This window comes from Enterobacter sp. WI-ESBL-E8 (assembly GCF_053364895.1).
Window position 1 is genome coordinate 4,400,020 of the sequence record NZ_JBRWXJ010000001.1, and the last position, 21,351, is coordinate 4,421,370.

The 21,351-nt window shown below is 57.8% G+C and carries 23 protein-coding genes; 14 read left to right on the forward strand and 9 right to left on the reverse strand.

What is annotated here, in order from left to right; genetic code table 11:
• Nucleotides 1–10: 10 nt before the first annotated feature.
• The 5 genes from agaF (at nt 11) to ACWHWP_RS20945 (ending at nt 5,765) form a co-directional block, all read left to right on the forward strand.
• Entirely contained in the window at nt 11–445 is a 435-nt protein-coding gene (gene agaF / locus ACWHWP_RS20925) for a PTS galactosamine/N-acetylgalactosamine transporter subunit IIA (RefSeq protein ID WP_047347731.1), read from the forward strand.
• Nucleotides 442–1,575: an N-acetylglucosamine-6-phosphate deacetylase gene (gene nagA / locus ACWHWP_RS20930; protein WP_447856302.1), complete on the forward strand. Its 1,134-nt coding sequence runs from the start codon at nt 442–444 to the stop codon at nt 1,573–1,575. Before agaF ends, nagA begins: the two co-directional genes overlap by 4 nt.
• 246 nt (nt 1,576–1,821) lie before the next feature.
• Nucleotides 1,822–2,970 carry an SIS domain-containing protein gene (locus ACWHWP_RS20935; RefSeq protein WP_447856304.1) on the forward strand — a complete coding sequence of 383 codons (1,149 nt, stop codon included), beginning with the start codon at nt 1,822–1,824 and terminating at the stop codon, nt 2,968–2,970.
• 12 nt (nt 2,971–2,982) lie between these two features.
• Nucleotides 2,983–3,855, forward strand: a complete 873-nt coding sequence (kbaY, locus tag ACWHWP_RS20940) for a tagatose-bisphosphate aldolase subunit KbaY (protein WP_447856306.1) — start codon at nt 2,983–2,985, stop codon at nt 3,853–3,855.
• 20 nt (nt 3,856–3,875) lie between these two features.
• On the forward strand, nt 3,876–5,765 hold the full coding sequence (locus ACWHWP_RS20945) for an enterotoxin (RefSeq protein WP_447856307.1): 1,890 nt from the start codon (nt 3,876–3,878) through the stop codon (nt 5,763–5,765).
• A gap of 52 nt (nt 5,766–5,817) precedes the next feature.
• Here the strand turns inward: ACWHWP_RS20945 and rsmI are convergent, their stop codons facing one another.
• The gene (gene rsmI, locus ACWHWP_RS20950) at nt 5,818–6,681 is read right to left on the reverse strand and encodes a 16S rRNA (cytidine(1402)-2'-O)-methyltransferase (protein WP_000809144.1); all 864 of its coding nucleotides are present in this window, start codon (nt 6,679–6,681) and stop codon (nt 5,818–5,820) included.
• Between the two features lie 61 nt (nt 6,682–6,742).
• Between rsmI and ACWHWP_RS20955 the strand changes: the two genes are divergently transcribed.
• The 4 genes from ACWHWP_RS20955 to dolP are packed head-to-tail and all read left to right on the forward strand — an operon-like array spanning nt 6,743 to nt 10,446.
• The gene (locus ACWHWP_RS20955; protein ID WP_447856309.1) at nt 6,743–8,896 is read left to right on the forward strand and encodes a penicillin-binding protein activator; all 2,154 of its coding nucleotides are present in this window, start codon (nt 6,743–6,745) and stop codon (nt 8,894–8,896) included.
• The gene (locus ACWHWP_RS20960; RefSeq protein WP_063957205.1) at nt 8,854–9,249 is read left to right on the forward strand and encodes a YraN family protein; all 396 of its coding nucleotides are present in this window, start codon (nt 8,854–8,856) and stop codon (nt 9,247–9,249) included. Before ACWHWP_RS20955 ends, ACWHWP_RS20960 begins: the two co-directional genes overlap by 43 nt.
• Before the next feature lie 21 nt (nt 9,250–9,270).
• A complete protein-coding gene (gene diaA / locus ACWHWP_RS20965; protein WP_003861754.1) occupies nt 9,271–9,861 on the forward strand; it encodes a DnaA initiator-associating protein DiaA in 591 nt (196 codons plus the stop codon).
• Nucleotides 9,862–9,870: 9 nt separating this feature from the next.
• Nucleotides 9,871–10,446: a division/outer membrane stress-associated lipid-binding lipoprotein gene (gene dolP, locus ACWHWP_RS20970; RefSeq protein WP_008501489.1), complete on the forward strand. Its 576-nt coding sequence runs from the start codon at nt 9,871–9,873 to the stop codon at nt 10,444–10,446.
• 50 nt (nt 10,447–10,496) lie between these two features.
• On the opposite strand, the gene ACWHWP_RS20975 is transcribed toward dolP, so the two are convergent.
• The gene (locus tag ACWHWP_RS20975; protein WP_447856312.1) at nt 10,497–11,534 is read right to left on the reverse strand and encodes a permease; all 1,038 of its coding nucleotides are present in this window, start codon (nt 11,532–11,534) and stop codon (nt 10,497–10,499) included.
• Nucleotides 11,535–11,574: 40 nt separating this feature from the next.
• A complete protein-coding gene (locus tag ACWHWP_RS20980) occupies nt 11,575–12,219 on the reverse strand; it encodes an NAD(P)H-binding protein (protein ID WP_447856313.1) in 645 nt (214 codons plus the stop codon).
• A 128-nt stretch (nt 12,220–12,347) separates the two neighbouring features.
• Between ACWHWP_RS20980 and ACWHWP_RS20985 the strand changes: the two genes are divergently transcribed.
• Nucleotides 12,348–12,866 carry a type 1 glutamine amidotransferase domain-containing protein gene (locus tag ACWHWP_RS20985; RefSeq protein WP_063143565.1) on the forward strand — a complete coding sequence of 173 codons (519 nt, stop codon included), beginning with the start codon at nt 12,348–12,350 and terminating at the stop codon, nt 12,864–12,866.
• On the opposite strand, the gene ACWHWP_RS20990 is transcribed toward ACWHWP_RS20985, so the two are convergent.
• Nucleotides 12,846–13,280, reverse strand: coding sequence for a YhbP family protein (locus ACWHWP_RS20990; protein WP_008501485.1), 435 nt, complete (start codon nt 13,278–13,280; stop codon nt 12,846–12,848). The two genes, ACWHWP_RS20985 and ACWHWP_RS20990, sit on opposite strands and share 21 nt — an antisense overlap.
• Before the next feature lie 14 nt (nt 13,281–13,294).
• On the opposite strand from ACWHWP_RS20990, the gene ACWHWP_RS20995 reads away from it, so the two are divergent.
• A complete protein-coding gene (locus tag ACWHWP_RS20995; protein WP_023309323.1) occupies nt 13,295–13,624 on the forward strand; it encodes a GIY-YIG nuclease family protein in 330 nt (109 codons plus the stop codon).
• Here the strand turns inward: ACWHWP_RS20995 and ACWHWP_RS21000 are convergent.
• Both ACWHWP_RS21000 and ubiT read right to left on the reverse strand, forming a co-directional pair.
• Nucleotides 13,611–14,114, reverse strand: coding sequence for a GNAT family N-acetyltransferase (locus ACWHWP_RS21000; RefSeq protein WP_447856316.1), 504 nt, complete (start codon nt 14,112–14,114; stop codon nt 13,611–13,613). The two genes, ACWHWP_RS20995 and ACWHWP_RS21000, sit on opposite strands and share 14 nt — an antisense overlap.
• Nucleotides 14,108–14,632 (reverse strand): ubiquinone anaerobic biosynthesis accessory factor UbiT, encoded by a 525-nt coding sequence (gene ubiT, locus ACWHWP_RS21005; RefSeq protein WP_447856318.1) that lies wholly within the window; start codon nt 14,630–14,632, stop codon nt 14,108–14,110. The genes ACWHWP_RS21000 and ubiT overlap by 7 nt, the downstream gene beginning before the upstream one ends.
• Nucleotides 14,633–14,843: 211 nt before the next feature.
• On the opposite strand from ubiT, the gene ubiU reads away from it, so the two are divergent.
• From ubiU to ACWHWP_RS21020, 3 genes are all read left to right on the forward strand, one after another.
• On the forward strand, nt 14,844–15,839 hold the full coding sequence (gene ubiU, locus ACWHWP_RS21010; protein ID WP_059312179.1) for a ubiquinone anaerobic biosynthesis protein UbiU: 996 nt from the start codon (nt 14,844–14,846) through the stop codon (nt 15,837–15,839).
• 7 nt (nt 15,840–15,846) lie between these two features.
• Nucleotides 15,847–16,725, forward strand: coding sequence for a U32 family peptidase (locus ACWHWP_RS21015; RefSeq protein WP_063429176.1), 879 nt, complete (start codon nt 15,847–15,849; stop codon nt 16,723–16,725).
• A 78-nt stretch (nt 16,726–16,803) separates the two neighbouring features.
• Nucleotides 16,804–17,811, forward strand: a complete 1,008-nt coding sequence (locus ACWHWP_RS21020) for a luciferase-like monooxygenase (RefSeq protein WP_047347718.1) — start codon at nt 16,804–16,806, stop codon at nt 17,809–17,811.
• A gap of 96 nt (nt 17,812–17,907) precedes the next feature.
• On the opposite strand, the gene mtr is transcribed toward ACWHWP_RS21020, so the two are convergent.
• The 3 genes from mtr to yrbN form a co-directional block, all read right to left on the reverse strand.
• Nucleotides 17,908–19,152, reverse strand: coding sequence for a tryptophan permease (gene mtr / locus ACWHWP_RS21025; RefSeq protein ID WP_059312176.1), 1,245 nt, complete (start codon nt 19,150–19,152; stop codon nt 17,908–17,910).
• A gap of 142 nt (nt 19,153–19,294) precedes the next feature.
• Nucleotides 19,295–21,184, reverse strand: coding sequence for a DEAD/DEAH family ATP-dependent RNA helicase (locus ACWHWP_RS21030; protein WP_063429173.1), 1,890 nt, complete (start codon nt 21,182–21,184; stop codon nt 19,295–19,297).
• Complete coding sequence (yrbN, locus tag ACWHWP_RS21035) at nt 21,177–21,257, reverse strand: protein YrbN (protein WP_097397692.1); 81 nt, start codon at nt 21,255–21,257, stop codon at nt 21,177–21,179. Before yrbN ends, ACWHWP_RS21030 begins: the two co-directional genes overlap by 8 nt.
• Between the last annotated feature and the right edge of the window lie 94 nt (nt 21,258–21,351).

Here is a 21,351-nt window from a genome sequence, read left to right on the forward strand (position 1 = left end):
AGAGGTAGCAATGTTAGGCATTATTTTGACGGGTCACGGCGGTTTTGCCAGCGGGCTTGAGCAGGCGATGAAGCAGATCCTCGGCGAGCAGCCGCAGTTTATCGCCATCGATTTTCCTGAAACGTCCACCACGGCGCGGCTGACCGCTCAGCTTGAGCAGGCGGTGAGCGAACTCGACGCCCGGCACGATATTGTGTTTCTTACCGATTTGCTGGGCGGCACGCCGTTTCGCGTGGCCTCAACGCTCGCGATGCAAAGACCGGGCAGCGAAGTCATCACCGGCACCAACCTGCAGCTCCTGCTGGAGATGGTGCTGGAGCGCGACGGATTAACCAGCGAAGCGTTTCGTCTGCAGGCGCTGGAGTGCGGTCATCGCGGCCTGACGAGCCTGGTGGACGAACTAGGCCGCTGCCGCGAGGAAGCGCCCGCTGAGGAAGGGATATGAGCCAGCTGCTGCGCGCGCGACGGGTGCTGACCGAACAGGGCTGGCTGGATGATCACCAGCTTCTTATCGAGAGCGGCGTTATCGCGGCGATTGAGCCCATCCCCACGGGCATTCACGCCCGCGATGCCGATAAGCTCTGCCCGGCGTACATTGATATTCACGTGCATGGTGGCATGGGTGTGGACGTGATGGATGACGCACCCGATACGCTGGACGTTTTAGCCATCCATAAAGCGCGTGAAGGGGTGGGGGCATTTTTGCCCACCACCGTCACCGCACCGCTGGAGCTCATTCACGGAGCCCTCACGCGCATCGCCCGACGCTGTCGGTCGGGCGGCCCCGGCGCGCAGATTCTGGGCAGCTATCTGGAAGGGCCCTACTTCACTCCGCAGAACAAAGGGGCGCACCCGCCGGCGCTGTTTCGGGAGCTGGATATCGCCGAGCTGGACGCGCTAATTACGCTTTCGCACCACACGCTGAAGGTGGTGGCGCTGGCGCCGGAAAAGCCCGGCGCGCTACGGGCGATCCGCCACCTGAAGCAGCGGGGTTTACGCGTGATGCTGGGCCACAGTGCCGCCACCTACGAGCAAACCCTCGCCGCCTTTGACGCCGGCGCGGACGGGCTGGTGCACTGCTACAACGGCATGACGGGGCTGCATCACAGAGGGCCCGGCATGGTCGGCGCGGGGCTGACGGACAAGCGGGCGTGGCTGGAGCTTATCGCCGACGGCCACCATGTTCATCCGGGAGCCCTGCGCTTATGCAGCTGCTGTGCGAAAGAGAGGGTGGTGCTGATTACCGATGCCATGCAGGCGGCAGGTATGCCGGATGGGCGGTATACGCTCTGCGGTGAAGAGGTCACGATGCACCACGGCGTGGTGAAAACCGCCTCCGGCGGACTGGCGGGCAGCACGCTGTCACTGGATGCCGCAGTCAGGAATATGGTGGAGCACGCGGGCGTCGCCGCTGAAGACGCTATTCATATGGCCTCGCTGCACCCTGCCCGCCTGCTGGGCATCGATCGTCAGCTCGGATCCTTAACGCCGGGAAAACGCGCCAATATGATTGCGCTGGACGGGGGTTTACACCTTCAGCAGATCTGGATTCAGGGCCAGGCTCTCCCCCTTTAGCCCTTTCATTGTGTCTCCTTTTGGCTTTAAGGCCTGAAACCGTAAGGCCTTTCTTTTCCTTTCCTTAAATTTGCCCTTTTCTTTCACGATCACACTTTTCGTTTTATTTCTTTTCTTTCATTGAACTTTCGATTTCTTTTCTATAGATTTTATTTAACTGCTAAAGTGAACAAGTGAAACGAAACGAAAGATAGCGACACGTTTGCCAGCGTCTGATGTGGAATTCACACGACTAAGGACTGAGTTATGCCACAAATCACCCCCGCCGCCTCAACCGGCACCTGGACCGAAGAAGAGATCCGCCAGCAGCCTGCCAGCTGGATCCGCTCGCTCAACAACATCGATAACCTGCGTTCCTCGATTGACGGTTTCCTGACCCCGCTGCTGCGCAAGCGCGATCTGCGGATCGTCCTGACCGGCGCGGGCACGTCCGCGTTTATTGGCGATATCATTGCGCCATGGCTTGCGAGCCACACCGGGAAAAACATCTCCGCCGTACCCACAACCGATCTGGTCACGAACCCGATGGATTACTTCAGCCCGGCATATCCGCTGCTGCTGGTTTCGTTTGCCCGCTCCGGCAATAGCCCGGAAAGCGTGGCTGCAGTAGAGCTTGCCAATCAGTTCGTGCCGGAGTGCTACCACCTGTCGATCACCTGTAACGAGGCGGGCAGCCTGTATCAGAACGCCGTCGACAGCGATAACGCCTATGCCCTGCTGATGCCTGCCGAAACGCACGATCGCGGCTTCGCGATGACCAGCAGTATTACCACCATGATGGTGAGCTGCCTGGCGGTATTCGCGCCAGAGACGATCGGTAGCCGCACCTTCCGCGACGTGGCCGATCGCTGTCAGGCGATCCTCACCTCACTCGGCGATTTCCGCCACGGGGTCTTTGGCAACGAACCGTGGAAAAGGATCGTTTACCTGGGAAGCGGTGGTCTGCAGGGCGCGGCGCGTGAATCGGCGCTGAAGGTGCTGGAGCTGACGGCGGGCAAGCTGGCGGCGTTCTACGAGTCCCCAACCGGCTTCCGTCACGGGCCTAAATCACTGGTGGATAGCGAAACGCTGGTGGTGGTGTTTGTCTCCAGCCATCCGTATACGCGTCAGTACGATCTCGATCTGCTGGCCGAACTGCGCCGCGAACGCCAGGCTCTGCGCGTCGTCGCCATCGCCGCTGAAAACGATCCGGTTATTGAAGCGGGTCCGCACATCCTGCTGCCGCCTTCCCGCCCGTTTATCGATATGGAACAGGCGTTCTGCTTCCTGATGTACGCCCAGGTCTTTGCGCTGTCTCAGTCCCTCAGCGTGGGCAATACGCCCGATACGCCATCTGCCAGCGGCACGGTCAACCGCGTGGTGCAGGGCGTCGTTATTCATCCGTGGCAGGCTTAAGAGGATCGCACTATGAGCATTATCTCAACGAAATATCTTCTGCAGGACGCGCAGGCAAAAGGCTACGCGGTGCCGGCGTTCAACATCCACAACGCTGAGACGATCCAGGCGATCCTCGAAGTGTGCAGCGAAATGCGATCGCCGGTGATCCTCGCGGGCACGCCGGGCACCTTTAAGCACATTGCGCTGGAAGAGATCTACGCCCTGTGCAGCGCATACTCGTTAACCTACGACATGCCGCTGGCGCTGCATCTCGATCACCACGAATCACTCGACGATATTCGTCGCAAGGTTAACGCGGGCGTGCGTAGCGCGATGATAGACGGCAGCCACTATCCGTTCGAACAAAACGTGAAGCTGGTGAAATCGGTGGTCGATTTTTGCCACCTCAACGACTGTAGCGTCGAGGCCGAGCTGGGGCGTCTTGGCGGCGTGGAAGATGACATGAGCGTCGACGCCGAAAGCGCGTTTCTCACCGACCCGCAGGAAGCGAAACGCTTTGTCGAACTGACCGGCGTCGATAGCCTCGCCGTCGCCATCGGCACCGCACACGGCCTGTATACCAAACGCCCGAAAATCGACTTCCAGCGGCTGGCCGAGATCCGCGACATGGTCACCGTGCCGCTGGTGCTGCACGGCGCGAGCGATGTGCCGGATGAAGATGTTCGCCGCACCATCGCGCTGGGCGTGTGCAAAGTCAACGTGGCTACCGAACTGAAAATCGCCTTCTCTGACGCGGTGAAGGCCTGGTTTGCTGAAAACCCGCAGGGTAACGATCCGCGCTTCTATATGCGGGTCGGTATGGACGCCATGAAAGAGGTGGTCAGAAGCAAAATCACCGTTTGCGGCTCGGCAAACCGATTGCTGCTTCCGGCAGAAGCCTGATTAAAATGGAGCTTACGCTGATGAAAAAAATTCTCGCACTCTCAGTGCTGGCCCTGTGCGTATCCCATAGCGCGGTGGCCGCGAACTACACGCTCAATAACGACAATATCGCCCTGTCATTTGATGATGCAAACTCAACGGTTGTGGTTAAGGACAGCAAAGCTAACCATCCGCTCACGCCGCAGGAGCTGTTCTTTCTGACGCTGCCGGACGAGACTAAAATCCACACCGCGGATTTTAAAATCAAGCATGTCGAAAAGCAGGACAGCGGGATTGTCGTTGATTTCACCCATCCGGAATTTAACGTGACGGTGAAGCTGAACCTGGTGAAGGGCAAATACGCCAGCATCGACTACACCATAGCCGCCGTTGGTCAGCCCCGGGACGTGGCGAAAATCACCTTCTTCCCGACCAAAAAGCAGGCTCAGGCCCCTTACGTAGACGGGGCAATTAACAGCTCGCCGATCGTCGCAGACTCGTTCTTTATTCTGCCGGATAAGCCCATCGTTAACACTTACGCCTATGAAGCGACAACCAACCTCAACGTTGAGCTAACAACCCCTATTCAGCCCGCAACCCCGGTCAGCTACACCACGTACTTTGGTACCTTCCCGGAGACCAGCCAGCTGCGACGTAGCGTAAACCAGTTTATTGATGCCGTCCGTCCGCGTCCGTATAAGCCTTATTTACACTACAACAGCTGGATGGATATCGGCTTCTTTACCCCGTACTCCGAGCAGGACGTGCTGGGGCGGATGGATGAATGGAATAAGGAATTTATCACCGGGCGCGGCGTGGCGCTGGATGCGTTCCTGCTTGACGATGGCTGGGATGACCTGACCGGGCGCTGGCTGTTTGGCCCGGCTTTCAACAAGGGTTTTGGCAAGGTACGGGAGAAAGCTGACAGCCTGCACAGCTCCGTCGGCCTGTGGCTCTCGCCGTGGGGCGGATATAACAAACCGCGCGATACGCGCGTCTCGCATGCAAAAGAGTACGGTTTCGAAACGGTAGACGGGAAGCTGGCGCTGTCAGGCCCGAACTATTTTAAAAACTTTAATGAGCAGATCGTTAAGCTTATCAAAAACGAGCACATTACCTCGTTCAAGCTCGACGGGATGGGTAATGCCAACTCGCATATTAAGGGCAGCCCGTTCGCCTCGGATTTTGACGCCTCTATCGCTCTGCTGCATAACATGCGCAGCGCCAATCCGAATCTGTTTATTAACCTGACGACCGGTACCAACGCCAGCCCATCCTGGCTGTTCTACGCCGATTCCATCTGGCGCCAGGGAGATGATATCAACCTGTACGGCCCCGGCACGCCGGTGCAGCAGTGGATGACCTACCGCGATGCGGAAACGTATCGCTCCATTGTACGTAAAGGTCCGCTGTTCCCGCTGAACTCCCTGATGTATCACGGGATCGTCAGCGCGGAGAACGCGTATTACGGTCTGGAGAAGGTGCAAACGGACAGCGATTTTGCCGACCAGGTCTGGAGCTACTTCGCCACCGGAACCCAGTTGCAGGAGCTGTATATCACCCCATCCATGCTCAACAAGGCGAAGTGGGATGTCCTGGCGCAGGCCGCGAAGTGGTCCCGGGATAACGCCAGCGTGCTGGTGGATACCCACTGGATTGGCGGTGACCCGACGGCATTGCAGGTTTACGGCTGGGCATCCTGGAGCAAGGACAAAGCGATTATTGGCTTGCGTAACCCATCGGATAAACCACAAAGCTACTATCTGGATCTGGCAAGAGACTTTGAGATCCCGACAGACGGCACGACGCACTTCAATTTGAAAGCGGTGTACGGCAGTAACGATAGCGTACCGGAGGAGTATAAAAACGCGGTGGTGATTACCCTGAAACCGCTGGAAACGCTGGTGTTTGAGGCGATGCCTGTTAACTAACCGTAGGCCGGGTAAGGCGCAGCCGTCACCCGGCAAAAAAATACGCAGGGGATTACTCCCCCTGCTGCTCCAGCGCATACTTATAGAGCGCATTCTTTTTCACGCCGTGGATCTCCGCCGCCAGTGCAGCCGCTTTCTTAAGCGGCAGCTCTGCCTGCAGCAGCGCCAGCGTGCGCAGCGCGTCGGCAGGGAGCGCGTCTTCCTGCGCTTTATGCCCTTCGACAATCAGCACCATTTCACCCTTGCGGCGGTTTTCATCTTCCTTTACCCACGCCAGCAGTTCGCCCACCGGCGCGCCGTGAATGGTCTCCCAGGTTTTGGTCAGCTCGCGCGCCAGCACCACATAGCGGCCTTCTCCCCAGACGGTGACCATGTCTTCCAGGCTTTCCAGCAGGCGGTGTGTGGATTCGTAAAAAATCAGGGTACGCGGCTCCGCTTCCAGATCCTTCAACACGTCGCGGCGGCCTTTGGATTTGGCTGGGAGGAAGCCTTCATAGCAGAAACGGTCGGACGGCAGACCCGCGGCGCTCAGCGCGGCAATGGCGGCGCACGGCCCCGGCAGCGGCACAACGCGGATACCGGCTTCGCGACAGGTACGCACCAGATGGTAGCCAGGGTCGTTAATGAGCGGCGTACCGGCATCGGAGACCAGCGCAATGTTCTGCCCCTCCTTCAGCTTCGCCACCAGCGTTTCGGCTTTTTGTTGCTCATTGTGATCGTGCAGGGCGAACAAACGGGCGTTAATCGCGAAATGCTGCAGCAGTAATCCGGTGTGTCGGGTATCTTCGGCGGCAATTAAATCAACAGCTTGCAATACGGTGAGCGCACGTTGGGTAATATCAGATAAATTCCCGATAGGAGTAGGTACAATATAAAGCTGGCCTTGAGAATTATCTGCCGTTTCGTGTTGTTTCATTGTTTCGTCCGTATTGCCGATTTAATATTGAGCATTGCGTAAAAAAATCACTGGATACAGTATGGTACCGTTAACGTTTCTTCGAAAAAAAGCCACGCGCAGCGTGCCGCTTCTGCTGGCAGCCCTGATCTTTGCAGGCTGTGGCACCCAGGCACCTGACCAGAGCACGGCCCATCTTCAGGGTTCCGCTCAGGCTGATTCTGGCTTTTATCTGCAACAAATGTCGCAGAGTTCAAATGATACCAGGATCAACTGGCAATTACTCGCCATTCGTGCACTGCTGAAAGAGGGTAAAACCCAGCAGGCTGCCGAGCTGTTTAACCAGTTGCCGAAAGATCTTAACGACACCCAGCGTCGTGAGCAGGGCCTGCTCTCTGCCGAACTGAAAGTCGCACTGAAAGATTACGCCGCCGCGAAGAAGACTCTCGGGGACATTGACGTGAGCGCGCTGGATAAAAATCAGCAGGCCCGCTTCTGGCAGGCGGGCATTACCGCTGAACAGGGGCGTCCTTCGCTGACGCTGCTTCGGGCGCTCGTCGCACAAGAGCCACTGCTCGGCGGCGCGGACAAGCAGAAAAATATTGATGCCACCTGGCAAGCGCTTGCCTCTATGACCCAGGAACAGGCGCAGGCGCTGGTCATCAACGCGGATGAAAACGTTCTTCAGGGCTGGCTGGATCTACAGCAGATGTGGTTTAACAACCGCAGCGATCCAAAGATGTTGAAAGCCGGTATTACGGACTGGCAGACGCGCTACCCGCAAAACCCGGGCGCGAAAATGCTGCCAACCCAGCTGGTGAACGTGCAGAACTTTAAGCCTGCGTCCACCAGCAAAATCGCCCTGCTTCTGCCGCTCAACGGCCAGGCGGCGGTGTTCGGCCGTACCATTCAGCAGGGCTTTGAAGCGGCGAAAAACGGCACCACCTCGGTAACGGGCAGCGCGGTTCCCGCCCAGGCGGCCCAGGCGGCCAACGTGAATGACGTTGTCAGCCCTTCCGCCGCGGAGACCAGCGACCTGACCACCGCGCAAACCCCGGCGCAGGGCACGATGCAAAACCCGGTGACGGCCCCGACGACGCCTGCGGCTACTGCAGCACCTGAGACGCAGGCTCCGGCTGAGACACAGGCAGCGCCTGCACCTGACGCCCCAGCCGCACAGCCCCAGGAGACTCAACAGACTCAGCAGAAGCCTGTACAACCTGCCGCTCAACCGCAGGCCGTGGCAGCCACCAGCGCCAACCCGGGCGCTGAGTTGAAAGTCTATGACACCAGCTCGCAGCCGCTTGACCAGGTTCTGGCGCAGGTTCAGCAGGACGGTGCGAGCATCGTTGTCGGCCCGCTGCTGAAAAACAACGTTGAAGAGCTGATGAAGAGCAATACCACGCTGAACGTGCTGGCGCTCAACCAGCCTGAGCAGGTTCAGAACCGGGCCAATATTTGCTACTTCGCGCTTTCTCCTGAAGATGAGGCCCGCGATGCGGCGCGTCATATTCACGAGCAGGGTAAGCAGGCTCCGCTGCTGCTCATCCCACGCAGCACGCTTGGCGATCGCGTGGCCAATGCCTTTGCCGATGAGTGGCAGAAGCTGGGCGGCGGCGTGGTGCTGCAGCAGAAATTCGGTTCCGTCTCTGAACTGCGCGCGGGCGTAAACGGCGGAGCGGGTATCGCGCTTAACGGTAGCCCGGTGACCGCGAGCCTGCCGCAGCAGCAGGGCGTGACCATTGGCGGCCTGACGATCCCTGCCCCACCTACCGACGCGCAGATTAGCGGTGGCGGTAAAGTGGATGCGGCCTATATCGTTGCCACACCGCAGGAGATCGCCTTTATCAAACCGATGATTGCGATGCGTAACGGCAGCCAGAGTGGCGCAACGCTCTACGCCAGCTCGCGCAGCGCGCAGGGCACCGCAGGCCCTGATTTCCGTCTGGAAATGGACGGCCTGCAGTACAGTGAAATCCCTATGCTGGCTGGCAGCAATCCGGCGCTGATGCAGCAGGCGCTCAGCACGGTGCGTAACGATTACTCTCTGGCGCGTCTGTACGCGATGGGTGTCGATGCGTGGGCGCTGGCGAACCACTTTACCCAGATGCGTCAGGTGCCGGGCTTTGAGCTTAACGGCAACACCGGCGATCTGACCGCAACTCAGGACTGCGTGATCAACAGGAAGTTATCATGGCTCAAATACCAGCAGGGGCAAATCGTCCCGGCCAGTTAAGCCGTAAAGGGACCGGCGACGCGTGGGAGTTAAAAGCGCGTCGCTGGCTTGAAGGCAATGGACTGCGCTTTATCGCCGCTAACGTCCGCGGGCGCGGCGGCGAAATTGATCTGATCATGAAAGACGGTCAGGTCATTGTGTTTGTAGAAGTCCGCTTTCGACAGTCCTCCCGTTTTGGCGGTGCTGCCGCCAGCGTGACGCTCGCCAAACAACATAAATTATTACAGACTGCCCACTTGTGGCTTGCCCGCCATAATGGGAGTTTTGATACTGTGGATTGCCGGTTCGATGTGATAGCCTTCACCGGAAATGAGATCGAATGGCTTAAAAACGCTTTTGGCGAAGACGCATAATTAAGATTTAAAAGGGATAACGTGCTCGAAAGAATTAAAGTGTGCTTCACAGAAAGCATCCAGACTCAGATTGCCGCGGCGGAAGCCCTTCCGGATGCTATCTCTCGTGCCGCGATGACGCTGGTGCAATCCCTGCTCAACGGCAACAAAATCCTCTGTTGTGGCAACGGCACTTCAGCCGCCAACGCACAGCATTTTGCTGCCAGCATGATCAATCGTTTTGAAACAGAACGCCCGAGTTTACCTGCCATTGCACTTAATACCGATAATGTGGTCTTAACAGCGATTGCTAACGATCGTCTGCATGACGAAATTTACGCAAAGCAGGTGCGAGCCCTGGGTCATGCCGGAGATGTGCTGCTGGCAATCTCCACGCGCGGCAACAGCCGGGATATTGTCAAAGCCGTTGAAGCCGCCGTTACCCGCGACATGACTATCGTGGCCTTAACCGGCTATGACGGTGGCGAGCTGGCGGGTCTGCTTGGGCCGCAAGATGTGGAAATTCGCATTCCGTCTCACCGAAGCGCGCGTATTCAGGAGATGCATATGCTCACGGTGAACTGCTTATGTGATTTGATCGATAACACGCTTTTCCCTCACCAGGATGATTAAGGAGTTCTTATGAAGGCTTTATCGACCCTCGCAGTCCTTATGTCTGCATTACTGCTTCAGGGATGTATCGCTGCGGCCGTTGTGGGTACCGCCGCGGTAGGCACCAAAGCGGCAACCGATCCGCGCACTGTGGGTACACAGGTGGATGACGGTACGCTGGAGCTGCGCGTCAACAGTGCGCTGTCGAAAGACGAACAAATCAAGAAAGAAGCGCGTATCAACGTGACGGCTTATCAGGGCAAAGTGCTGCTGGCAGGCCAGGCGCCGAATATGGAACTCGCCTCTCGTGCGAAGCAAATTGCGATGGGCGTAGAAGGTACCACAGAGGTGTTTAACGAAGTGCGCCAGGGCAAACCAATTGGTTTAGGTGATGCCTCATCCGATACCTGGATCACCACCAAAGTGCGTTCCCAGCTGCTGGGCTCGGACCAGGTGAAATCCTCCAACGTGAAGGTGACGACTGAAAACGGTGAAGTATTCCTGCTGGGTCTGGTGACCGAGCGTGAAGGGAAAGCGGCGGCCGATATCGCCAGCCGTGTGAGCGGCGTGAAGCACGTCACCACCGCGTTTACTTACATCAAGTAAGCCACACCTGACTACAGGCCCGGTAAGCGCCAGCGCTACCGGGCTTTTTTTTACAGCAACGCAACACTCCCCACAATCACCCCGCTCAACGCCACCAGCCCTGCGGTGAGCCACAGCGCTTTCGCCGGGAATGATTTACGCAGCATAATGAGCGACGGCAGACTGATCGCAGGCAGAGTAATAAGCAGCGCCAGCGCAGGCGCGGTGCCCATGCCGGCCAGCATCATGGTCTGAACAATCGGAATTTCAGCAGCCGTCGGGATAACGAACAGGCAGCCTGCAACGGCCATCGCAATCACCCACATCAGCGTGTTGTCGATAGCGCCATCCGCATGCGGGAACAGCCAGACGCGCGCCGCCCCCAGCACCAGTACCGCCAGGATATAGACCGGGATGGTGCTCCAGAAAAGCTGCCATAGCGCCTTACCCCAGCGTGTGAAGAAACCGCCCTGCGGCTCGCTGACGTCCAGCTCAACTGAGGCGGGTTCTGCGTCAGTATCCTTCACCCATTTTTGCACCAGCGTCGCGACGACCAGCACGGTCAGCAGCCCGGCACCCAGACGGATGAACGCGAAATGCCAGCCCAGCACAAAGCCCATAAATACCAGCGTCGCCGGGTTGAGCAGCGGGTTGCCCATCCAGAACGCCAGCGCGCCGCCCATCGACACGCGCTGGCGGCGCATCCCTGCCGCCACAGGCGCGGCGCAGCAGGAACACATCATGCCCGGCAGGGAGAAAATCGTCCCCAGCAGCGTGCCCTGAAAGCGCGACTGCCCGAGGGTTTTCACCAGCCAGTTACGCGGAATAAGCACCTGAATCAGCGACCCCAGAATGACGCCTAACACAGCGGCTTTCCAGACGGCAAGGAAGTAGACCATGGCGTAATCCCACGCCGCCTGCAGCGGGCTGGCATTAGCCTGAGCAAGAATAGATTTTCCGATGCTGTGCGTTTCGGCAGCCGTGAAGGCTTTACCGTAGTAAGGCTGCCACTTCACATACCAGAGGCCAATAATGACCACGAGAAAGAAAAGTGCGGGCTTCCACCATTGAACAGGTGTTGCCGCCTGAGATGAAGACTGACCAGTCATAGCATTCCCCGGAGAGTATTAGGTTATTAGCCGGGGGAGTTTACGCCTCGTCCTGGGCGATTTCACGCAGTTTTGCCGAAGGGATAATGTTGACCCCCGCTTTCAACGGTGCCAGCCCTTCTTTTAGCATCGCAATTGCGACGTCCCGCGCCTCGATAGATTTCCAGTTGCCGGGAAGGATCTTAAACAGCGGGGCCAATATCGACTCGTTAAATCGGCGTTCGTCCCTGTGGCCGCTGAGCATCGAGGGGCGCACAATCGTCAGCTGCTCCCATTTCTGCGCGATCAGCGCATCCTCCATCTTACCCTTCATCTTGTTGTAGAAAAAAGGCGATCCGGCATTGGCACCCAGCGCACTGACCACCAGAAAATGTTTGGCCCCCAGTTTTTTCGCCGTGAGCGCCGTGTCCACCACCAGCGTGTAGTCGGCATGGATAAATGCCTCTTTGCTGCCCGCCTCACGCCGCGTGGTACCCAGACAACAAAAGGCGATATCAATGGGATCCTGGACCTGCGCCAGCGCGTCCGTCAGCTGCGGATCGTGCGAGTTAAATACGCCGGAGACGTCCGCCAGCGGCCGACGCGTAGGCGCTGCAATGTAGTTCACGCGGCGATCCTGAATCAGCAACCGCAGCAGATGATCCCCCACCAGCCCGGTGGCGCCCGTAATCAGTACCTGACTCATCGTATCCCCTTTACAGAATTGTCCGTTTGCGAACTCGCCGTGGTCGACCACACTTAAAAGTCTGTTACAGGTAAGTATTTACCACAAGCGGAGAAAAATCAGTCTGAAGCCAAAACAACGGAGGAAGCATGGGCAAGAAAATCGCAGTCTTGATTACCGACGAGTTTGAAGATTCAGAATTCACCTCTCCCGCAGAGGCGTTCCGCAAGGCGGGACATGAGGTCATCACCATTGAGAAAGAAGCGGGTAAAACGGTGAAGGGCCATAAGGGCGAGGCCAGCGTGACCATCGACGAGAGTATCGATAACGTAAGCCCCTCCGATTTTGACGCCCTGCTATTACCCGGCGGCCATTCGCCGGATTCCCTGCGCGGTGACGAGCGTTTCGTGACCTTCACACGGGACTTTGTCTCTACCGGCAAACCGGTCTTTGCCATCTGTCACGGCCCGCAGCTGCTGATCAGCGCGGAGGTTGTCCGCGGGCGTAAGCTCACGGCCGTGAAGCCGATCGTTATCGATCTGAAAAACGCGGGGGCCGAGTTTTACGATCAGGAAGTGGTCAACGACAAAGACCAGCTGATCACCAGCCGGACCCCGGACGATCTCCCGGCGTTTAACCGCGAAGCGCTACGCCTGCTCGGCGCGTAACCAGTGCAGCTTCTTGCCAAAGCCCAGGGTGTTGTCGGTAAATTTCAGCTCATCGAGGCGGATTTCCCACACCGGGGCTTTTAGCGCAGCGGCAACCGGAAAGCGGCGCGTGTAGTGCTTACGACGCGCGTCGCTCTCTTCTCCGTCCAGACGACGAATTTCCCCTTTAAACTGCACCCCACGGATCAGCGCGACCGTTTTAGGCTGGCCATTCACCGTGCCCGCCACCTTTGCCTGCTGGCCGGTCATCTGCGCATGACGCGTTTTGTCTTCGCTCATGACGTAAAACGCGACGCGCTCGGGATCGTAGTAGTAAAACGCGTTTGCACACCACATCTCACCCTCGCTGTACACGCACCAGGTGACGACATGCTGCTTCGCCAGCCAGCGGTTAATGGCGGCCAGTGTTTCCATTTTCGTTCTCTCTCATGCTATGGTGCGTTCACCTTAACATACTGAATCCGTTTACCGTGTGCTGGTTTCTCTATCTCGTCCGAACCGCTGATAACGCTCTCTACACCGGGATCACCACCGATGTGGCGCGGCGTTTTTTACAGCATCAAACGGGGAAAGGGGCGAAGGCGCTGCGGGGAAAAGGGGAACTGCAGCTGGCATTTTCAGCCGCCGTGGGCGACAGATCGCTGGCGCTCAGGCTGGAATACCGAATTAAGCAGCTGACGAAGCGCCAGAAAGAGCGCCTCGTGACCGGAGACGGCTCCTTTGAGGCGCTACGCGAGAGCCTGATTAAAAGCGATTGAAATGGTCGTGGTACTCAACCAGGCCATTCACGCCGTTGAGCGCGTCGTCCGCCAGACGATGCACCTGGAAGGCGGATTCCGTCCCCGGCCAGCGGCAGCGGAGATCGTAATGCGCGGCCTGCTCAAAGCCTAAACGACCATAGAACGCCGGATCGCCCAGCGTCACAACGGCCGCATAACCGAACTCATTGAGCGAATCCAGTCCTTCATAGACCAGCTGACGCGCCAGTCCCTGCCCGCGATAGCTTTCATCTACCGCCAGCGGCGCCATTCCTACCCACTGGAGCTCTTCGCCCTGGACGATGACCGGACTGAAGGCAACATAGCCCACCACCTGACCTTCGTCATCGGTGGCAACCAGCCCCAGCGTTATCAGGCCGTCTTCGCGAAGATCGTGGACCAGTTGGGCTTCAGCATCGCTCGCAAAAGAGCGGCGCAGCAGCGCATCGATCCCCGGCGCATCAATCCCAATTTCGACTCGAATCAGCATGGCTCACCTACTGAAGTGTGTTTACCGTCCGGCGGGGTTTTCAGCCCGGCCTCAACGAAATCTGCCATTTGCATTAACATCACGCGCAGCGCTTTCGGCATCTGCTCCAGCTCAATGGCATCCATTAAATTCTTAACGTACAGGCCAAGCTCCGTATCGCCTTCAATCACCAGACGGCGCTGGAAGAAGAGCGTGTCCGGGTCTTGCTTGCGCGCGGCGATCATCAGCAGATCGCTGGCGTTGGCGCTAAAGCTCACATCCGCGTCGGCGGATTCACGTACGATCAGCTGGTCATTCTCAACGGAGGTAAACCAGCGCAGCCCGATGTCGCGCACCTCAATGCTTAACCAGCGGCCTTCCAGGAATTCCAGCTCGCCATCCTGCAGCGCCTGACGAAACTGCCAGGTCAGGACCTGCTCCAGCACCTGGCGTTTAAGCGCGAACGGCGCCAGCTTTACCGGCACGCTCAGCATTGATGGACCAAATTGTACGAGACGTGAACGCAGTTTATCCAGCACGAGCTTTACTCCCTGATATCTATAGTCCTGCTATTTTGCCATATCCGAAGGACAACATAGCGGCGTAAATCAACAAACCGTCCTCCGGGGTACCTCATTATTGGTGTCATCAATACGCCATTAGCTGCCTTAAATCAAAAATTGTCGCGTATGGGTTAATTAAAATCCCAGCTCGTTAACAATTTTGCGATCGACTACATCAGGATAAATTATGGAGCTGCTCTGCCCTGCCGGAAACCTTCCGGCGCTTAAGGCGGCCATCGAAAATGGGGCCGATGCGGTCTATATCGGGCTGAAGGATGATACCAACGCCCGCCATTTTGCTGGCCTCAACTTTACGGAGAAAAAGCTTCAGGAAGCCGTTAACTTCGTTCACCAGCACCGCCGCAAACTGCATATCGCCATCAACACCTTTGCCCATCCTGACGGCTACGCCCGCTGGCAGCGCGCGGTGGATATGGCAGCACAGCTGGGGGCCGATGCGCTGATCCTGGCCGATCTCGCCATGCTTGAGTATGCGTCAGAACGCTATCCCCATATTGAGCGCCACGTCTCTGTTCAGGCATCCGCCACCAACGAAGAGGCCGTACGTTTTTATCATCAACACTTTGACGTGGCCCGCGTGGTGCTGCCGCGCGTTCTCTCTATTCATCAGGTTAAGCAACTCGCGCGCGTCACGCCAGTGCCGCTGGAAGTTTTCGCCTTCGGCAGCCTGTGCATCATGGCCGAAGGCCGGTGCTACCTCTCCTCTTATTTAACCGGGGAATCGCCTAATACCGTCGGAGCCTGCTCCCCTGCCCGCTTTGTCCGCTGGCAGCAAACGCCGCAGGGGCTGGAATCTCGCCTGAATGAGGTGCTGATCGACCGCTATCAGGACGGTGAAAACGCCGGTTATCCAACCCTGTGTAAAGGCCGCTATCTGGTCGACGGCGAGCGCTACCACGCGCTGGAAGAGCCCACCAGCCTCAACACGCTGGAGCTGCTGCCGGAACTGCTGGCGGCCAATATTGCCTCGGTGAAAATCGAAGGTCGTCAGCGCAGCCCGGCCTACGTGAGCCAGGTAGCGAAAGTCTGGCGTCAGGCCATTGACCGCTGCATGGCGGATCCGCAGAACTACGCCCCGCAGCCGGCGTGGATGGAGACGCTTGGGTCGATGTCCGAAGGCACGCAAACCACGCTGGGCGCGTATCACCGTAAATGGCAGTGAGATAATCATGAAATATTCATTAGGGCCGGTGCTCTACTACTGGCCAAAAGAGACGCTGGAAGATTTTTACCAACAGGCCGCCGCCAGCAGCGCCGATGTGATTTACCTCGGCGAAGCGGTATGCAGCAAGCGCCGCGCCACCAAAGTAGGCGACTGGCTGGATATGGCGAAAACCCTCGCCGGAAGCGGCAAGCAGGTGGTGCTTTCGACGCTCGCGCTGGTTCAGGCCTCTTCCGAACTGGGCGAGCTAAAACGCTACGTGGAGAACGGCGAATTCCTGCTGGAAGCGAGCGATCTCGGTGTGGTGAACATGTGCGCTGAACGCAAACTGCCGTTTGTCGCGGGCCATGCCCTGAACTGCTATAACGCCGTGACCCTGCGCCTGCTGCTTAAGCAGGGGATGATGCGCTGGTGCATGCCGGTTGAACTCTCCCGCGACTGGCTGGAAAACCTGCTGAATCAGTGCGACGAGCTGGGTATTCGCAATCAGTTTGAAGTGGAAGTGCTGAGCTACGGGCATCTGCCGCTGGCCTACTCCGCCCGCTGCTTTACCGCACGCTCGGAAGACCGCCCGAAAGACGAATGCGAAACCTGCTGCATCAAGTACCCGAACGGGCGCAGCATGCTGTCGCAGGAAAACCAGCAGGTGTTTGTCCTGAACGGCATACAGACCATGAGCGGCTATGTCTATAACCTCGGCAACGAGCTGGCGTCGATGGACGGGCTGGTGGATATGGTGCGTTTGTCGCCGCTGGATACCGGCGTGTTCGCGATGCTGGACGCCTTCCGCGCCAACGAAAACGGTGCCGCACCGCTGCCGCTGCAGGCTAACAGCGACTGCAACGGCTACTGGAAACGTCTCGCCGGGCTGGAGCTGCAGGCGTAAAAAAGGCTCACTTTGTTAACAACGGTTATGATTTTTTAATGCAATATTAAAGATTCACCGTCGACAAAGTGAGCTGTTATGACCGACAAAACCATTCCGTTTTCGGTGCTGGATCTGGCGCCGATCCCACAAGGCTCCTCGGCAAGAGAGGCCTTTTCCCACTCTCTGGATCTTGCACGTCTGGCTGAAAAGCGCGGCTATCACCGCTACTGGCTGGCCGAGCACCACAACATGGTGGGCATCGCCAGCGCCGCGACCTCGGTTCTGATCGGCTATCTGGCGGCAAATACCACTACCCTGCACCTGGGCTCCGGCGGCGTGATGCTGCCGAACCACGCCCCGCTGGTGATTGCCGAGCAGTTTGGCACGCTGAATACGCTCTATCCGGGCCGCATAGATTTAGGGCTTGGCCGGGCGCCGGGCAGCGATCAGCCAACCATGCGCGCCCTGCGCCGCCATATGAGCGGCGATATCGACAACTTCCCGCGCGACGTGGCCGAGCTGGTGGACTGGTTCGACGCGCGCGATCCTAACCCGCACGTGCGCCCGGTGCCGGGCTACGGTGAGAAGATCCCGGTTTGGTTGTTGGGATCAAGCCTGTATAGCGCACAGCTCGCCGCGCAGCTTGGGCTGCCGTTCGCGTTCGCCTCACACTTCGCACCGGATATGCTGCATCAGGCGCTGCATCTCTACCGCACGAACTTCAAACCCTCCGAACGGCTGGAGAAACCGTACGCGATGGTGTGTATCAACATCATTGCTGCTGATAGCAATCGCGATGCGGAATTCCTGTTTACCTCCATGCAGCAGGCGTTTGTGAAGCTGCGTCGCGGGGAGACGGGCCAGCTTCCGCCGCCGGTGGAGAATATGCACCAGCTGTGGTCAGCCTCCGAGCAGTATGGCGTTCAACAGGCGCTGAGCATGTCGTTGGTGGGTGATAAAGCGAAGGTGCGTCACGGGCTTGAAGCGGTGCTGCGCGAGACGCAGGCCGATGAGATTATGGTTAACGGCCAGATTTTCGATCACCAGGCACGTTTGCACTCGTTTGAGCTGGCGATGCAGGTGAAAGAGGAGTTGGTGGGGTAGTTTTTTTGCCGGATGGCGGCTTCGCCTTATCCGGCCTACGGTTTTCTCCCTCTCCCTTCGGGAGAGGGCCGGGGTGAGGGGATCAGGCCGCACGATTTAATGGTAAACAGGCAACAGGTTAAAACTCGACAGCACGTGGACCAGCGCGTTACCAACGCCAAACACCAGTATCAGTGCAATCATCGGCTTGCCGCCCCAGACGCGGAATTTTGGGCTGCCGAAGCGTTTACGTGATTTACGGGCCAGCAGCGCCGGCACAATTGCCGCCCAGATGGTCGCCGCCAGTCCGGCATAGCCGATGGCGTACAGGAAACCGTTCGGCCACAGCAGGCCGCCCACAATCGGTGGCAGGAAGGTCAGCAGCGCGGTTTTGAAGCGCCCCATCGCAGAATCATCAAAGCCAAACAGATCCGCCAGGTAGTCAAACAGGCCCAGCGTCACCCCGAGGAAAGAGCTCGCTACCGCAAAGTTGGAGAACACCACCAGCAGCAGATCCAGACTGCGGCTGTTCAACACGCCGCTCAGCGCCTGCACCAGCACATCGATATTCCCGCCCTTCTGCGCAATGCCGATAAATTCCGGGCGCGGGATGTTGCCCATTGTCCCAAGCAGCCAGATGACGTACAGCCCCAGCGCCAGCAGCGTACCGTAGACCAGGCACTTCACAATGGTGCGCGGATCCTTGCCGTAGTATTTCATCAGGCTCGGCACGTTCCCATGGTAGCCAAACGACGCCAGGCAGAACGGCAGTGTCATCAGCAAATACGGCGTGTAGGAAGTATTCACTTCGGCGACGTTAAACAGCGTTGCCGGCGTTACGTGCCCCAGCAGGCTGCCGAACGTCAGGAAGAAGGTGATAACCTTTGCACCCAGTACGATGGCCGTCATCCGGCTCACCGCTTTGGTACTCATCCAGACGATAAACGCCACGCCCAGCGCAAAGCACAATCCCGCCAGACGCGCCGGAACGTTCAGCGACATCTCCGAGAAGGTGTGATGCAGAATCGAGCCGCTCGCCGAAATATACGCATAGGTCAGGATATAGAGCACAAACGCGATGGAGAGGCCATTCACCAGGTTCCAGCCTTTGCCCAGCAGATCTTTGGTGATGGTGTCGAAGCTGGAGCCAATGCGGTAGTTCAGGTTGGCTTCGAGGATCATCAGCCCGGAATGGAGCATGCAGAACCAGGTAAAGACCAGCGCGGCCAGCGACCAGAAGAACCACGCACCGGACATGACCACGGGCAGGGAAAACATCCCGGCACCAATGATGGTTCCGCCGATGATCACCACGCCGCCAAGCAGCGAAGGTGACGTTTGGGTGGTGGTTAGTGTCGCCATACAGCCTTATCTCCAGTCAAAAATGTGGTTCTGCATTTTAATGTGACACACTGCACCAGTACAAGAGTACAAAAGGAATAAAAAAAGCCCCGATAGCATGTATCGGGGCTGTATATTTTACTTTACGTCAGTTACGTAAGGCTTACGCGTCACGGCGACGGCTGGTGCCTTCTTCACGACGTGGGCCACGGTTTTCGCGGCGCTCGCCGGAGAAACGACGACCTTCACCACCGCGACCTTCGCTGCGACCGCCTTCACGACGTTCGCCACCGAAGCTGCGACCACCGCCACGACGTTCACCGCCGCGGTCAGGGCGTGGCTGTGCATCACCCATCAGCTGCATGTTCATCGGCTTGTTCAGGATGCGGGTACGCGTAAAGTGCTGCAGTACTTCACCCGGCATGCCTTTTGGCAGTTCGATGGTAGAGTGGGAAGCGAACAGCTTGATGTTACCAATGTAACGGCTGCTGATGTCGCCTTCGTTAGCGATCGCGCCAACGATGTGACGAACTTCAACGCCATCATCACGGCCCACTTCAATGCGGTACAGTTCCATGTCACCCGCGTCACGACGTTCACGACGTGGACGGTCTTCACCACCACGCTCTGGACGGTCACCACGTGGGCCACGATCGTTACGGTCAGCACGACGCTCGAAGCGTTCGTCACGGTCACGGAACTCACGCTTAGGACGCATCGGTGCATCTGGTGGCACGATCAGGCTACGTTCGCCCTGAGCCATTTTCAGCAGTGCTGCAGCCAGGGTTTCCATGTCCAGCTCTTCGCCTTCAGCGGTAGGCTGAATCTGCGACAGCAGCGCACGGTACTGATCCAGATCGCTACTTTCCAGCTGCTGCTGTACTTTCGCGGCGAATTTTTCCAGACGGCGTTTGCCCAGCAGATCTGCGTTTGGCAGGTCAGCTTCTGGAATGGTCAGCTTCATGGTGCGTTCGATGTTACGCAGCAGACGACGCTCGCGGTTCTCAACGAACAGCAGCGCACGACCCGCACGACCCGCACGACCGGTACGGCCGATACGGTGAACGTAAGACTCGGAGTCCATCGGGATGTCGTAGTTAACAACCAGGCTGATACGCTCAACGTCCAGGCCGCGTGCTGCCACGTCGGTTGCAATCAGGATATCCAGACGACCGTCTTTCAGACGCTCCAGAGTCTGCTCACGCAGAGCCTGGTTCATGTCGCCGTTCAGCGCTGCGCTGTTGTAACCGCTGCGCTCCAGCGCTTCAGCCACTTCCAGGGTCGCGTTTTTGGTACGAACGAAGATAATCGCCGCATCAAAATCTTCCGCTTCCAGGAAACGTACCAGCGCTTCGTTTTTACGCATGCCGTACACAGACCAGTAGCTCTGGCTGATGTCCGGGCGAGTGGTTACGCTTGACTGAATGCGCACTTCCTGAGGATCTTTCATGAAGCGTTTGGTGATACGACGAATTGCTTCTGGCATGGTGGCAGAGAACAGCGCAGTCTGATGACCGTCTGGGATCTGCGCCATGATGGTTTCGACGTCTTCGATGAAGCCCATACGCAGCATTTCATCTGCTTCATCCAGTACCAGGCCGCTCAGTTTAGAGAGGTCCAGAGTACCACGCTTCAGGTGATCCAGCAGACGGCCCGGCGTACCGACAACAATCTGTGGGCCCTGGCGCAGGGCGCGTAACTGCACGTCATAACGCTGGCCGCCGTACAGGGCTACCACGTTTACGCCGCGCATATGTTTAGAGAATTCCGTCATTGCTTCTGCAACCTGAACAGCCAGTTCACGGGTTGGAGCAAGGACGAGGATCTGCGGTGCACGCAGGTCCGGATCAATGTTGTTCAGCAGCGGCAGCGAGAATGCTGCGGTTTTACCGCTACCAGTCTGGGCCATGCCCAGCACGTCACGACCAGAAAGCAGGTGTGGGATACACTCAGCCTGGATCGGAGATGGTTTTTCGTAACCCAGATCGTTAAGGGCTTCAAGGATAGGAGCCTTCAGGCCCAGATCTGCAAAAGTGGTTTCGAATTCAGCCATGTAGTACAAGTGCCTCGATATTAATGGCGGCCAGTCTACTTAGCTCATCGTGAAAATGATTAGCAATTTTCATTGAAAAGTGTGAACCGGCTCAAAGTAGGTGTATTGACGAACAACAACGCCCTCACCAGTTAAGATGATGGCAATCAAAAAGATTACGGGCTGAT

Coding starts and splice junctions, on each gene's coding strand:
- ACWHWP_RS20985 (WP_063143565.1), top strand. CDS start 12,348: ATGGGCAAGAAAATCGCAGTCTTGATTACCGACGAGTTTGAAGATTCA.
- mtr (WP_059312176.1), bottom strand. CDS start 19,152: ATGGCGACACTAACCACCACCCAAACGTCACCTTCGCTGCTTGGCGGC.
- agaF (WP_047347731.1), top strand. CDS start 11: ATGTTAGGCATTATTTTGACGGGTCACGGCGGTTTTGCCAGCGGGCTT.
- ACWHWP_RS20995 (WP_023309323.1), top strand. CDS start 13,295: ATGCTATGGTGCGTTCACCTTAACATACTGAATCCGTTTACCGTGTGC.
- ACWHWP_RS20935 (WP_447856304.1), top strand. CDS start 1,822: ATGCCACAAATCACCCCCGCCGCCTCAACCGGCACCTGGACCGAAGAA.
- ACWHWP_RS20955 (WP_447856309.1), top strand. CDS start 6,743: ATGGTACCGTTAACGTTTCTTCGAAAAAAAGCCACGCGCAGCGTGCCG.
- kbaY (WP_447856306.1), top strand. CDS start 2,983: ATGAGCATTATCTCAACGAAATATCTTCTGCAGGACGCGCAGGCAAAA.
- dolP (WP_008501489.1), top strand. CDS start 9,871: ATGAAGGCTTTATCGACCCTCGCAGTCCTTATGTCTGCATTACTGCTT.
- ACWHWP_RS20945 (WP_447856307.1), top strand. CDS start 3,876: ATGAAAAAAATTCTCGCACTCTCAGTGCTGGCCCTGTGCGTATCCCAT.
- ACWHWP_RS21020 (WP_047347718.1), top strand. CDS start 16,804: ATGACCGACAAAACCATTCCGTTTTCGGTGCTGGATCTGGCGCCGATC.
- ACWHWP_RS20990 (WP_008501485.1), bottom strand. CDS start 13,280: ATGGAAACACTGGCCGCCATTAACCGCTGGCTGGCGAAGCAGCATGTC.
- ACWHWP_RS20980 (WP_447856313.1), bottom strand. CDS start 12,219: ATGAGTCAGGTACTGATTACGGGCGCCACCGGGCTGGTGGGGGATCAT.
- nagA (WP_447856302.1), top strand. CDS start 442: ATGAGCCAGCTGCTGCGCGCGCGACGGGTGCTGACCGAACAGGGCTGG.
- ACWHWP_RS21015 (WP_063429176.1), top strand. CDS start 15,847: ATGAAATATTCATTAGGGCCGGTGCTCTACTACTGGCCAAAAGAGACG.
- rsmI (WP_000809144.1), bottom strand. CDS start 6,681: ATGAAACAACACGAAACGGCAGATAATTCTCAAGGCCAGCTTTATATT.
- ACWHWP_RS21000 (WP_447856316.1), bottom strand. CDS start 14,114: ATGCTGATTCGAGTCGAAATTGGGATTGATGCGCCGGGGATCGATGCG.
- ACWHWP_RS20960 (WP_063957205.1), top strand. CDS start 8,854: ATGGCTCAAATACCAGCAGGGGCAAATCGTCCCGGCCAGTTAAGCCGT.
- ACWHWP_RS21030 (WP_063429173.1), bottom strand. CDS start 21,184: ATGGCTGAATTCGAAACCACTTTTGCAGATCTGGGCCTGAAGGCTCCT.
- yrbN (WP_097397692.1), bottom strand. CDS start 21,257: ATGAAAATTGCTAATCATTTTCACGATGAGCTAAGTAGACTGGCCGCC.
- ACWHWP_RS20975 (WP_447856312.1), bottom strand. CDS start 11,534: ATGACTGGTCAGTCTTCATCTCAGGCGGCAACACCTGTTCAATGGTGG.
- ubiU (WP_059312179.1), top strand. CDS start 14,844: ATGGAGCTGCTCTGCCCTGCCGGAAACCTTCCGGCGCTTAAGGCGGCC.